Source organism: Rhizobium leguminosarum bv. viciae, assembly GCF_012276115.1.
Classification (GTDB): Bacteria; Pseudomonadota; Alphaproteobacteria; order Rhizobiales; family Rhizobiaceae; genus Rhizobium; species Rhizobium leguminosarum_T.
This window is the reverse complement of sequence record NZ_WIEU01000007.1, coordinates 24,780-38,167: the sequence shown is the minus strand read 5'-3', so window position 1 is coordinate 38,167 and position 13,388 is coordinate 24,780. Positions and strand designations below refer to the sequence as shown.

12 protein-coding genes are annotated in these 13,388 nt (G+C 61.4%); all 12 read right to left on the bottom strand.

The genetic code is table 11. The features are described 5' to 3' along the window. Positions 1-15: 15 nt before the first annotated feature. On the bottom strand, positions 16-2,349 hold the full coding sequence (gene bamA / locus GFM02_RS14790; RefSeq protein ID WP_020049778.1) for an outer membrane protein assembly factor BamA: 2,334 nt from the start codon (positions 2,347-2,349) through the stop codon (positions 16-18). Positions 2,350-2,546: 197 nt separating this feature from the next. Further along, positions 2,547-3,680, bottom strand: coding sequence for an RIP metalloprotease RseP (gene rseP, locus GFM02_RS14785; protein WP_003539293.1), 1,134 nt, complete (start codon positions 3,678-3,680; stop codon positions 2,547-2,549). A gap of 28 nt (positions 3,681-3,708) precedes the next feature. Continuing rightward, positions 3,709-4,539 (bottom strand): phosphatidate cytidylyltransferase, encoded by an 831-nt coding sequence (locus tag GFM02_RS14780; RefSeq protein ID WP_168270865.1) that lies wholly within the window; start codon positions 4,537-4,539, stop codon positions 3,709-3,711. Beyond that, on the bottom strand, positions 4,539-5,282 hold the full coding sequence (locus GFM02_RS14775) for an isoprenyl transferase (RefSeq protein ID WP_020049776.1): 744 nt from the start codon (positions 5,280-5,282) through the stop codon (positions 4,539-4,541). Before GFM02_RS14775 ends, GFM02_RS14780 begins: the two co-directional genes overlap by 1 nt. A 37-nt stretch (positions 5,283-5,319) precedes the next feature. Next, a complete protein-coding gene (gene frr, locus GFM02_RS14770; RefSeq protein WP_018241888.1) occupies positions 5,320-5,880 on the bottom strand; it encodes a ribosome recycling factor in 561 nt (186 codons plus the stop codon). A 52-nt stretch (positions 5,881-5,932) separates the two neighbouring features. Continuing rightward, a complete protein-coding gene (gene pyrH / locus GFM02_RS14765; RefSeq protein ID WP_003539289.1) occupies positions 5,933-6,655 on the bottom strand; it encodes a UMP kinase in 723 nt (240 codons plus the stop codon). 96 nt (positions 6,656-6,751) lie between these two features. Beyond that, complete coding sequence (tsf, locus tag GFM02_RS14760) at positions 6,752-7,678, bottom strand: translation elongation factor Ts (protein ID WP_020049775.1); 927 nt, start codon at positions 7,676-7,678, stop codon at positions 6,752-6,754. A 241-nt stretch (positions 7,679-7,919) separates the two neighbouring features. Beyond that, positions 7,920-8,687, bottom strand: a complete 768-nt coding sequence (rpsB, locus tag GFM02_RS14755; protein ID WP_003539287.1) for a 30S ribosomal protein S2 — start codon at positions 8,685-8,687, stop codon at positions 7,920-7,922. A 181-nt stretch (positions 8,688-8,868) separates the two neighbouring features. Beyond that, positions 8,869-9,975, bottom strand: a complete 1,107-nt coding sequence (locus tag GFM02_RS14750) for a substrate-binding domain-containing protein (protein ID WP_131629408.1) — start codon at positions 9,973-9,975, stop codon at positions 8,869-8,871. Further along, entirely contained in the window at positions 9,975-10,592 is a 618-nt protein-coding gene (locus GFM02_RS14745) for a 5-bromo-4-chloroindolyl phosphate hydrolysis family protein (RefSeq protein ID WP_017960276.1), read from the bottom strand. Before GFM02_RS14745 ends, GFM02_RS14750 begins: the two co-directional genes overlap by 1 nt. Before the next feature lie 7 nt (positions 10,593-10,599). Beyond that, positions 10,600-12,168: a substrate-binding domain-containing protein gene (locus tag GFM02_RS14740; protein WP_168322124.1), complete on the bottom strand. Its 1,569-nt coding sequence runs from the start codon at positions 12,166-12,168 to the stop codon at positions 10,600-10,602. Between the two features lie 14 nt (positions 12,169-12,182). After that, the gene (locus GFM02_RS14735) at positions 12,183-13,259 is read right to left on the bottom strand and encodes a toxic anion resistance protein (RefSeq protein ID WP_168322007.1); all 1,077 of its coding nucleotides are present in this window, start codon (positions 13,257-13,259) and stop codon (positions 12,183-12,185) included. Between the last annotated feature and the right edge of the window lie 129 nt (positions 13,260-13,388).

Here is a 13,388-nt window from a genome sequence, read left to right as displayed (position 1 = left end):
TCCGGACTGCCGATATCAGAATTGGTTGTTGATGCCAAACTTGAAGTTCTGCGTCTTGTCGAAGTCTTCCTTGAGGACCGGGATCGCGTAATCCAGACGCAATGCACCGAAGGGAGACTGCCAGACGACGCCGACACCGACGGAAGCGCGCAGCGAAGCGCTGGTGCCCTCGGCCTGATCGGACCCGAGAAGCTCGACATCATTGCCAAACAGCGTGCCGGCATCGGCAAAGACTGCGCCTCGCAGATTGAAGTCACGCGGGAAGCCCGGCATTGGGAAGGTCGCTTCCGCAGACGCCGTGAAATAGGTCGTGCCACCGAGCGGGTCATCGTGGTCCCCGGTGATGCGCGGGCCGATACCCTTGTTCTCGAAACCGCGAATATCGCTGTTGGTCAGGGTGAACTGGTCGAAGACGTTCAGATGGTCACCCAAGGGGACGACATAACCAGCCGAAGCCGAGACCGAGCCGATGATATCGGCATCGTCGGCAAGCAGATGATAATAACGGGCCTTGCCGTAGATCTTGTAGAACTGCGAGTCGCCGCCGAGGCCGGCAAGTTCCTGCGTCGCCGTTGCATAGATGCCTTCGCGCGGCAGGACGGTGTCGTCGAGCGTGTTGTAGGTCAGCGTCTGCGAGACGGAAGACTTCGTCCACGGGCTCTCGTCGACCAGATTGGCGTAGGTCGCTGACAGGTCAGAGGTATCCCCGTCGTAATTCATCTGCTTGTAGTTATAACGGAAGGTCGTCGCCAGATCTTCGGTGATCGGCGCCGTGACGCGCAGGACGACGCTGGTTTCCTCGTAGTCGTAGTCGTCGTTGCTCGACGTTTCGCTGCGGTTGACGTCGAAGCCTGCCGCCAGACGGTAGCCGAGGAAATAGGGTTCGGTGAAGCTGACGCCGTAGGCGCGCGAGCCTTCCTGGCCGCCGCCGGCCGAGATGCGGATGTACTGGCCGCGGCCGAGGAAGTTCTTTTCCTCGATCGATGCTTCGAGCAGCAGACCGTCGCCGCCGGCGGCATAACCCGCGCCGATACCGAACGAACCGGTCGACTGATCCTGCACGTCGACGACCACCACGACACGGTCCGCGGAACTGCCCGGCTGGGTGGAGATGTTGACCGAGGAGAAGTAACCGAGCGCTTCGAGGCGACGCTTGGCCCTGGTGATCATCTGCTGGTTGAAGGCGTCGCCTTCGCTCATGTCGAATTCGCGGCGGATGACGTAGTCGCGCGTGCGGCTGTTGCCGCGGATCTCGATGCGCTCGACATAGGCGCGCTCGCCCTGGTCGACCAGATATTCGACACCGATCGTGTTGTTGTTGAGGTCGCGGTTGCCGCGCGGCGTGACGCGTGCAAAGGGATAGCCCGCAGACGCCACCTGATCGGAGATCGCCTCGATCGACTTCTGCACTTCCTTGGCGTTGTAGACTTGGCCTTCGCGGGTGCGCACCAGCGGCTGCAGCTGCTCTGAGCCGACGCCTTCGACGGTCGACTGGACGGTCACCGGTCCGAAGTCGTAGCGCTGGCCTTCCTCGATGTTGAAGGTGAGCGTGTATTTGTTGGTCGCGTCGTCGAAGGTGGCATCGGAAGAGACGATGCGCATGTCGGCATAGCCGCGATTGTAATAGAACTGGCGCAGCGCTTCTTCGTCGGCGTGGAGCTTGTCTTCGTTGTAGACGTCCTTGCGGGTCAGGAACGACAGGAAGTTCGAACGCTTGGTGGCGATGACGGCAGCTAGGCGGCCGGCGCTGTAGGCATTGTTGCCGACGAAGTTGATCGAATCGATCTTGGTGCGGTCACCCTCGTTGATGACGAAGGCAAGGTTGACGCGGCCTTCGCCGAGCGGCACCACCTGCGTCGTGACTTCGACCTCGCTGCGGCCGGTGGCAGCATAAGCTTCCTTGATCGACTGGATGTCGGCCTGGATCTGGGTGTCGCTATAGGGGCCCGCAGCGTGGGTCTGGACGATCGTCGCGAGCTTGTCGTCCTTGATCTTGCGGTTGCCGTTGAAGACGACCTGATTGACCAGCTGGGCTTCCTGAACATTGACGACCAGCGTGCTGCCGGAGACCGAGATCTTCACGTCGGAGAAATAACCCGTCCCGTAGAGCTGCTTGACCGAGGCATCGATATCGCTGTTCGAAAAACTCTTTCCAGGAGCGATGGTGAGGTTTGACCGGACGGCTTCCGCGCCGACACGGCTTGCGCCGCGCACATCGATGCGCTGGATGACCGCGGCCTCAGCGGCCGTAGCGGAAACGAACGTCACAGCACCTGCGCCCGAAGCAACAACACCAGCAGACAGCGCAACCGCCGATACTGCGTTCAAAAACTTTGAACCAGCCTTCATTTCACCTATTACCTTTGTTTCCCTCGTCCCCGGCCCCAGGAAAACCCGATTCCGGTCACGTGTGTCGTTTTACCCGCTTTTGACATACAAGCAAGGCAGGTCGTTAATTTCTGTTTACTTCATTTGTAAGCGTGACCCATTCGCCACTACAGCCTTGAAACATCGTAAATAAATAGTAATTAGCTCGCCTTGCTCGTTTACCCTCTCAACGAGCCAATGTCGTTCCAGGTCGTGAAAACCATCAATGTCAGTATCATCGCCAGGCCGATGCGAAATGCAATTTCTTGGGCCGAAGAGCCGAGCGGTTTCCCCCTCACCGCTTCCACCGCATAGAACATCAGGTGGCCGCCATCAAGTACCGGAACCGGCATCAGGTTAAGCAATCCTATCGACACGGAAAGCACCGCCGCCAGCTGCAACACTGCGCCTATTCCAAGCGACGCCATCTGGCCCGAAGCTTGCGCCACGCGGATCGGCCCGCCCAACTGATCGGCGCGCATCGTTCCGCTGAAGATGTTGCCGATATATTTGAAGGTGCCGGTGACAATGTCGCGGGTCTCGATCACAGCCTCGCGCAGCGACTGCAGCGGCGTATAGGTCTTCAGGCGGAAGTTCCCGGCCTCCCGGCTGGTGACGATGCCGATCTGGCCGAGTTCGACCTTGTTGCCGAACTGGTCGGTCTGGTCTACGCGCTGCGGCACCATCGGCACATCGAGTTTCTGGCCGGCGCGCTCGATCGTCACGACGATCTTCTGGCTCGGGCGGATGCCGACATAGCGGCGCACGTCGTCGAAGGTCTCGACCTTGCCGCCGTCGATGGCGACCAGCAGATCGCCTGGAAGGATGCCGGCGGCAGCGGCTGCGCCGTCGGGCTTGACCTCGGCAACGACAGGATCGGCGATCGTGCGGCCATAGACCGAGAAAAGAATGGTGAAGATGGCGATTGCCAGCAGAAAATTGGCGATCGGGCCAGCCGCGACTGTTGCAGCACGTTTCCACAGCTTGGCGCCGGCAAAGGAGCGCGCTCTGTCCTCCTCGGACATGGCGGCGATCTTGTCGGTGTCGGGCTTGCTCGATGCATCTTCGTCGCCGAAGAACCGGACGTAGCCGCCAAGCGGGATCACCGAGATCTTCCAGCGCGTTCCGTGGCGGTCGGTGAATCCGAAGATCTCCGGACCGAAACCGACGGAAAAGGCAAGGATGCGAATGCCGCTCCAGCGCCCGACGAGGTAATGGCCCATCTCATGCACGAAGACGAGCAGTGACAGCACGAGGATGAAGGTAACGATGTTCCCCATCAGAAATGCGTATATGCCGCTCATCGTTTCCATGAGTCCTTTCCGTCAGACTGCCGTGTTGTCAGAGCCCGAACAATGCCGCGCCAAGCGACGTCATTCCGGTCCCCTTTATCAGGGAAAAACCCCCAGCAAGCAAGAACGCCGAAAAACAGGCGAAAATCAGTCCGTCGACACGGTCCATGACGCCGCCATGGCCCGGAATGAGACGGCTCGAATCCTTGACGCCGAATTTTCGCTTGATGAACGATTCGAAAAGATCGCCCAACTGGCTGCAAACCGAGAGAACGAACGCCACGCCGGCGGCGATGATTTCAGCGCCCGGAATGAGAAAATGGATGAGAACGACGCCGGCTGCGACCGCCGAAATGGCGCCGCCGATTGCACCCGACCAGGTCTTTCCGGGCGAGATCGAAGGGGCAAGCTTCGGTCCGCCAAGCGCCCTGCCGACGAAATAGGCAAGGATATCGGTTGCCCAGACGACCGCAAAGACGAAGAGCATGGCGTAAAGGCCAAGCCGGTCATCGCCTCTGATAGCGGCAAGCGCCAGGCCGGTGGCGCCCGCATAAAACAGGCCCACTGGCAACCAGCGGCTCGTGCCCTGCAGGATGATCAGGGCGATGCCGACGGCGGTGACGCCGGCCAGCATGCCGGCGGCGAATTCGAAATTGCCGACAAGCACCAGGAAGGCAATCGCCGCCTCGCCGATCCAGCCGACGGCATTGGCGACCCAATCCCGCGCGATGCCTGTCATTTTCGACCATTCATAATAGATCAGCAGGCCGATCACGACCGCCAGGATACGGAAGGCAAGGCCGCCATACCAGGTGGCGGCAAGAACGATGGCCGCGAGAATCAGTCCTGAAACGATACGGAGCTTCAATTCCTGCTGCATCAGGTGCCGACCGCGGCCGCCTGCGACGACAAGCCCCCGAAGCGCCGGTCGCGAGAGGCGAATGTCTCGAGCGCCGAACGGAAGATCTCGGGGCTGAAATCCGGCCAGTATTCCGGAAGGAAGATGAATTCCGAATAGGCTGCCTGCCAGAGAAGGAAATTGGAAAGCCGCTCTTCGCCGCTGGTGCGGATAATGAGATCCGGATCGGGAATGCCGGCCGTGTCAAGACGGGCGTTGATCAGCGCCGGTGTTATATCCTGCGCTCTCAGCCGGCCGGCCTCGACGTCGCGGGCGAGACTGACGACGGCGCGGGCGATCTCGTCGCGCGAACCATAGTTGAAGGCGATGACGAGCGTCAGTGACGTGTTGTCCTTGGTCGTCTCCTCCGCCTCCAGCAACAGGCTCAGAATATCGCTGCGCAGGCTGTGGCGGTCGCCGATCACCTTGATCCGCACGTTCTGGCGATGGAGCTCGGCGAGGTCGCGCCGGATGAAAGCCTTGAGCAGGCCGAGCAGATCGGACACCTCGGCTTCGGGCCGGCGCCAGTTCTCCGAGGAGAAGGCAAAGAGGGTCAGATATTTTATGCCGGCCGCACCGGCGGCGCGGACTGTCTCGCGCACCGCCTCGACGCCCTTGCGATGGCCCATCGTGCGCGGCAGGCCACGCTGCTTGGCCCAACGGCCATTGCCATCCATGATGATGGCAACATGCTCTGGCACAGTCACAAATACAGATTCCGACATTTCCCGTCCGGTCTTTCCAGGCAAAGGCACAGATCCACTAGACCTGCATGATTTCCTTTTCCTTCTCGCCAAGCAAGCGGTCGATTTCGGAAATCGTCTCGTCCGTCATCTTCTGTACACGTTCCGACTGCGCCCGGCTCTCGTCCTGGCCGATGACGCCGTCTTTTTCGGCTTTCTTAAGGCCGTCCATGCCGTCGCGGCGAACATGGCGAATCGCCACCTTGCTCTTTTCGGCATAGTCGTGCGCCACCTTGACGAGCGACTTGCGGCGCTCCTCGTTCAGCTCCGGCAGCGGAATGCGCAGGTTCTGGCCATCGACGATCGGGTTGAGGCCGAGATTGGATTCGCGAATGCCGCGCTCGACGGCGCTGACCATCGACTTGTCCCAGACGGAAACCGACAGCATGCGCGGCTCGGGCACGGTGATGTTGGCAACCTGGTTCAGCGGCATGCGCGAACCATAGGCCTCGATCGTCACCGGGTCGAGGATGTTGGCCGAAGCACGGCCGGTGCGCAGCGATGCGATGTCGCTCTTGAATGCGGAAATCGCGCCGTCCATGCGGCGCTTCAGTTCCTTGATGTCGATACCTTCACTCATATGGATGCTCCCGTCTGGCGAGGGCTGCGCCGAAACCGCGGCGCAGCTTATATCAGTTGTCGGAGACGATGGTCTTGAGACCACCGCCCGTCAAGATTTCAGCAAAACCACCCTTCTCGTGGATCGAGAAGACGATGATCGGAATGGAATTCTCCCTGGCGAGCGCTACGGCGGCAACGTCCATCACCGCAAGCCCCCTGTCCAGCACTTCCTGGTGCGTCAGCCGGTCGAGGCGGGTCGCATCGGGATATTTCTTCGGGTCGGCGGTATAGATGCCGTCCACCTGGGTGCCCTTGAAGATCGCTTCCGCACCCATTTCGGCGGCGCGGAGTGCTGCGGCGGAATCGGTGGTGAAAAAGGGGTTGCCGGTGCCGCCGGCAAAGATCACCACACGTCCCATCGACAGATGATAAAGGGTTGCGCGCTGCGAAAAGCTCTCGCAGATCTCGGGCATGGAGATGGCCGAAAGCACCACCGTATCGATGTTCAGCTTGCGCAGCGAGGTCGCCAGCGCCAGCGCGTTGATGATGGTGCCGAGCATGCCCATATGGTCGCCGGTCACCCGGTCGCCGCCCTTGGACGCTACCGCGACACCGCGGAAGATATTGCCGCCACCGACGACGACGCCGACTTCCACGCCCATATGCCGTGCCTCGGCGATATCGGATGCAATGCGGTCCGCCACCGTCACATCGATCCCGAAACCCTGGCCACCCATGAGCGCTTCGCCGGAAGCCTTGAGTAGAACACGTTTATAGACAGGCTCTAAAGACATCTTGGCTCCTCGTAAATTGCCGTGAATGCCCGATACACGAAGGGCACCGCGTTGTCACGCGATGCCCTTCGTGTTTTCCCAATTATGGCTGGAAGATCAACCCTTGACGGCAGCCGCGACTTCGGCCGCGAAGTCGGTTTCTTCCTTCTCGACGCCTTCGCCGAGCAGCAGACGGGCCATGCCGGCAACCTCGATCGGCGCGCCGACGGCCTTTTCAGCTTCCTTGATGGCGGCTGCGACCGTCAGATCCGGATTGATGACGAAAGCCTGCGAGAGAAGGGCGACTTCCTCGAAGAACTTGCGCATGCGGCCTTCGACCATCTTTTCGATGATGTTGTCCGGCTTGCCGGAGGCGCGCGACTGTTCGATGAAGACGTTGCGCTCGCGCTCGGCGACGGCGGCATCGACTTCTTCCGGGCGGATCGCCAGCGGCGCGGTCGCGGCGATGTGCATGGCGACCTGGCGGCCGATGGCGTTCAGGGCTTCCTTGTCGCCGGTCGACTTCAGCGCAACGAGAACGCCGAGCTTGCCGAGGCCGTCGGAAACAGCATTGTGGATATAGGTGGCGACGACGCCGTCCTCGACCGAGAGAGCGACCGAACGGCGCAGGTTCATGTTCTCGCCGATCGTTGCGATCGCATCCTTGATCGTGTCGGACACGGACTTGCCGGATGCCGGGTAGTTAGCAGCGGCAACGGCATCGACGGTGCCGTCGGTCGAGACGGCAACCTTGGCGATACCGCGAACGAGTTCCTGGAAGGCATCGTTACGGGCGACGAAGTCGGTTTCGGAATTGACTTCGACGACGACGGCCTTGGTGCCCTGGCTCGAAACGCCGATAAGGCCTTCGGCAGCGGTGCGGCCGGACTTCTTGTCGGCCTTGGCGATGCCCTTGGCACGCAGCCAGTCGATCGCCGCTTCCATGTCGCCAGCGGTTTCAGCAAGAGCCTTCTTGCAGTCCATCATGCCTGCGCCGGTCTTTTCGCGCAGTTCCTTCACCATTGCAGCCGTAATCTCGCTCATTAGCTTCCTCTTGTCGGTTCATACGGTGGACCGCAAAGCGCGGCTCGGCACCGGATTGAGGCACGAAATGTACCTGTATGTATGACAGCGTGATGAAGACGCGTCATAACGAAACTTATCGGACGGAGAGCCTGACGCCCTCCCCTTGAAACGGGCAAGGCCGCCGAACTTCGATGAGTCGCGAGCGGCCTTTCCCAGTCTCTGCAAGCATTGGCGGACCTTTTCGATCCGCCCGCCTTCATCAGCCTTCGGCTGCTTCCTCGAGAGCCGGTTCGACCGGAACTTCGGAGGATGCGCCGAGATCGCGGCCGGAAGAGCCCTGCTGACGCGCGATGCCGTCGATGGCGGCGCGGGAGATCAGCTCGCAGTAAAGAGCGATCGCGCGCGATGCGTCGTCGTTACCCGGGATCGGATAGTCGATCAGGTCCGGATCGCAGTTCGAGTCGATGATGGCGACAACCGGGATGCCGAGGCGCTTGGCTTCGTCGATCGCGATCTTTTCCTTGTTGGTGTCGATGATGAACATCAGGTCGGGCGTGCCGCCCATATCGCGGATACCGCCAAGAGCCTTGTCGAGCTTTTCGCGCTCGCGCTCGAGGTTCAGGCGTTCCTTCTTGGTAAAGCCCTGGGCTTCGCCGTTCAGGATCTCGTCGAGCTTGCGCAGGCGCTGGATCGAGTTGGAGATCGTCTTCCAGTTCGTCATCATGCCGCCGAGCCAGCGCGAGTTGACGTAGTACTGGGCCGAGCGCTTGGCGCTGTCGGCAATGATCTCAGACGCCTGGCGCTTGGTGCCGACGAAGAGAACGCGGCCGCCGCGGGCAACGGTGTCGCTGACGACCTGAAGGGCGCGCGACAGCATCGGAACGGTCTGGGCCAGATCGATGATGTGAATGTTGTTGCGATCGCCGAAGATGTACGGTTTCATCTTCGGGTTCCAGCGATGCGTCTGGTGGCCGAAGTGGACGCCTGCTTCAAGCAGCTGACGCATAGAAAAATCAGGCAATGCCATGCCTTGTTACTCCTTTTCCGGTTGAACCTCCGCAAGGCGAACAGCACCCTCTTCGAGGATGCCACCGGGCGGAACAGTCCGGATTTCTCCCGGACGATCCCATGCCTTACGTGTGGAATGCCGGTGCCCATACATTCGATTTGGCGCAAAAGCAAGGCTTATGCCGAAAAAACCTGGCGGCTCAGCTTGCCAGCGTCGGCAGCAGCGACAGCATGACGCCTGCGTCGGGCATCGGCAGGATGGCATCGACCTCGGCTGGCAGCAGAGTGCCGATCGCGCTGTCGGCGTTGCCGGTGGCGGTCCCCAGCGGACCGCGGAAGCCGTGTCTCGTCCAGGCAAGCTCCTGGAGCTTCGGGCTCACCAGCGCTTCGATCAGTCGGTTGGCATTCTCGTCGACGACGATCAGCGGATGCGCTGAATAGACGGTCGGGCGCGGATAGAGCACCACCGGCTTTGCGCCGGCACTCGCCTTGATGCGCTCCCAGCGTGCGGGATCGGCAAGGATCCATTCGACCAACTGGTTCTCATAGCCGACGATCATCGGCTCGCCGCCGAGGCCGCCTGCGAGATACTGGTCGAAAAGTTTGCCTGAGGACGGCGACTTGAAGCCCATGTTGCGGAAGATCGCCTGCACCTTGCCGCCAAACGTAGCAAGGTCGCCAGATGTCGCGACATTGCCGCTGAACAGGCTGAGCACCAGGCCTGCGAACATGAAGCCGGAATTGGAGCGGTTGGGATCGGTCGAGACGATGCGGGCGCGGCCGTAGAGCGAATTGACGCCGAGCTTCGACCAGTCGGATCCGGCCAGAATCGCATCCAGCAAAGCCTTGAGATCGAGCTGATGATGGCCTTCGTTCGTCACCGTCACCAATCCCGCTTTCATCAGTCCGTCGACGACGGGCTGCCAGGAATAGACGACGATCGGCGTGTTCAGCACGACGCGGTCGTTGCGGATAGAAATGCCGTTCTGCCTGGCGATATCGACCATGATCGAGGAGGACGGCCAGAGGAATTGCGGATGCTGCGACAGCAGCGCCTGTTCGCGGACCATCTCGACGGAGCCGGCGACACGGCTGCCCACCGTCAATCCGTATCCGCCGAGCGCCTTGATGACGTCGGGATCGGCCAGGAAGGCCTCCTTCTCGCCGCCGACGAAGCCGAACAGCGTCGTGCGGCTGCCGAGCAGGCCCTGCAATTCCGGCCGATCACGGACGGCGAAATAACCGCCGGTGCCGACGACGCCGGCTCCGAGCAGTCCCACTCCAAAGGCGCGACGAGAAAGGGCCATCAGCGTCCGATATCCTCTTTGAGCGATGCTTGGATGAGGCGCAGATCGGTGTCGAGCGTGCCGAGTTCCTCATCAACCAGGCTGTCGGCATAATGGACGAAGGCCTCTTCGAGCTTGACCAGCACGCCGCGCACCTCCTCCAACTGCTTGGGGTCTGGAACGCGCTTGGCCTCGATCACGGCAAAACCTTCCGCCACCTCGGCGGCACGCGGCAGATAATAGGAGAGGAACCGCCGTACCGCATTGGCGCTCTCGGGCTTGGCCTCGACCTTGCGAAAGACATCGGCGGCAATTTCGGCGAGATGCCGGACTGCGGCTGCCATCTGACGATCGCTTATCGTGTCGGCGGCAGTCTCCAGCCTCTGTGCAAAGGGAACGGCGGCCTCTAGCAGGTCGCGGGCAAAGGCGACGCGCCCGCTGCCGATGCTCTTGATATCGAGGCCTTCGAACAGCCGGCGCGGCGCGAGCAGAATGACGAGGCCGGCAAAGACCAGAAGGGCGATGATGGCGGCGATCCAGAAGGGCATGCCGGCGGCAAAGCTCAAGAGCGGCACGGTGATTGCCGCAGCCAGTCCCGCCACGATCCAGTTGCCGTCATTGCCGAGCCAGTTGCGCATGCCTGTCCTAATTGTAGCCTCGCGCGGTGCGGAAGGCGGTGGCGAGATCCGAACCGCCGTCGAATACGCGCGCCGAGGTCAGCTTGGCGAGACTGTCGAGTTGGGTCTTGTCGGCATCGCCGAATGTGATGCCGAAGATCGGCACATGCGGCTCCATCGCCTTCCATTCTCTGGTGAAGGCCTGGCTTTGATCATCGGACTTGCCGTCGGTCATGATGACGATGGCAGGCAGATAAGTCGAGAGCCCGTCGGTTCGGGCAATCTGTTGCAGAGCCCGTTCGGCGCAGGCATACATGTTCGTGCCGCCATTGGCCTTCTGCCGGGAAATCTCGTTCAGCAGCCCCTCCTGCTCCAGCGGATTTCCACTCGCCATGAAAGTGTTGCGCACGCTGCCGTCGAAGGGAATGACGATGATCTGATCGGCGGGCGACCATTGCACCAGCACCTTGCTCGCCTCGTCGGGCGTCAACAGGAAACGCATCGCCTTCTGCAGCTGATCCTCGCCGTCACCCTGCATCGAGCCGGAAAAATCGAGGCAGAGCGCGGTCAGGGACGGTTTGCGCAGCGCGGCCTGATAAAGGTTGAGCGCCTGGCGGATGACGCCCGCCTCCGGCATGCGGATCGCCGTCACCAGCCGGGCGGGATCGAAATTCCAGCTTGGCTCCGGCTTTGCGGCAACGCCGGTCAAGGGAATGCGCCGGCCGGTATCGGCGATGCGCTGCTGCACGGGGGCCGAGCTCAGATAGGCGAGCAGATCGTTGAAGAAGGTCTGGACTTCCGGCCCGCGGCCATGATCGACGAAACCGATAGTCGAATCCGCCATGGCCACACCATCGGCCGGATAGATCGCGTAAAGCGGTTCCTGAGACAGGGCAGCCAGCTTGTCGTTGGTTTCCTTCAGCACCGCCTCGTAATTCCACATCGCATCATAGATCGTGCCCTTGCCGGCGGATTCGACATAGAGATCGGCAAGCCAGCCGGAAGAGCCGGAAGAGCGCACGACACCTGACAGCAGCGACCGGACGCTCTCCTGGACGTGTCTGTCGTCGAGATCGCCGGGCTCGATCACCGGCTTGTTGGCGAGCGCGCTCGACAGCATGGCGAGATAGGCGCTGGCGCCGGAATTGGATTGGGTCGCCGAGGTCATCAGGAATTTCAGCGATCCGCTCTCGACCGCAGCGAGAATGTCCTTCATGAAGACGTCCTTGCCGATCCAGCCGAGCTGCTCGGCCTTCGACCTGCGCACGCCCAAGACCACCGGCGTCTGGGCGATCGAAGTGAGGCTCTTGACGCGGCGCTTGGTGTCGAACATGTCGACCCAGACGCTGGAGGCCGGCCAGACCGCATCCTGCGCGACGCCCTGGTCACTCTGCAGCGCCAGGCCGATATCGAGCGTGCCTTCATATTTGAAGGTGCAGGTGGCGTTCTTCTGCTTGCAGAATTCTTCGACGATCGGCTGCAGAACGGTGTTCTCCGATCCCGATACGATCGAGAAATCCGGTCCCTGGCCAAAGGGATTGCAGCCGGCAAGAGGCAGAACGGCAAGGCATGCCAGGCCTGAAAGCAGTGCTCGCATCGTCATCTTGCCGATCACGCCTTGGTCATCGCCCTCTTGAGTTCGATCGTCATCTGCTCCATTTGCTGTTCGGCAAGCGCCCGCTTCCGGCGCCCCTCCTCCTGAACCTGCAGCACGCCTGATATCGTGTCGATCAGATCCCCGTTCGCCTTGGCGAGCGTGTCGATATCGACGATGCCGCGCTGCGACTGCTGCTCGATTGATATCGCCTGGTCTTTCATCATTTCGGACGCCTGGCGGATCATATCGTTGGTGGCGTCGGTCACCGCCTTCTGCAGGTCGAGCGCCGATTTCTGCCGCGTCAGGCCGAGCAGGATCACTATCTTCTGCTTCCAGGCCGGCACCGTCAGCGCCGAAGTCGCCTGCAGATTCTCGATCAGCGTTTCGTCTCCCGCCTGAACGATGCGGATCTGCGGCAATTGCTGGATGCCGAGCTGGCGGGCCTGCTGCAGGTAGAACACCCGCTTTTCCAGCCGGTCGAGCGCCTGCAGGCTGTCCTGATAGGTCTGTGCCTCCAGCATGCCGCCGCCGGGGCCGGTCGCTGCCGCCTCGGCTTGCGCCTTCAGCCTCGGCAGCTCGACGCTACGAAAACGCTCGGCGAAAGTCTTGCCGGCCTGAACATAGGCCTCGAGCCGCATGATCGATTGCCTGGTTTCCTCATGCAGGTCGTCGAGCAGCGCAATGTCGCGCCTCAGCGTATCCTTATGGCGGTCGAGTTCCAGGCCGATCCGGTCGATCTGGCCGGCCACGTCTTCGAACTCCGCCTTGAAGCGTTCGAGCCGGGCCTTGGCCGAGAGAAACATGCGGCCGAGGAAACCCTTATCCTTCAACGATGCCGGATCGAGGCTTTTCGATTTGAGGATGATGTCGGTCAGCAGGCGGCCGACATCGCCGAGGTCCTTGTTGCGGACTTCGCGCAGGATCCTGTCGGCATAGTCGCTGACCGCCTGCTGGGCGCGGTCGCCATAGACCGAGATGCCGGCACGGTCGGTGATGTTGATGCTATCGGAAATGCGGGCAATTTCCGCCGGATCGGCGACGACAACCGGCAGGGCGGCATTCTGAACAGTCGCGAGATCGGTGTCGGCCATGGTTCGGGCTTTCAAGCTTGCGATGCGTAATGGCTACGCGGTCTAGCAGATAGACGTCATCGCAATGGCTTGGCCGCCAGGATCGCACCGACCCGAAAAGCAGGACGACAGACGGCGACTCAGTCATCG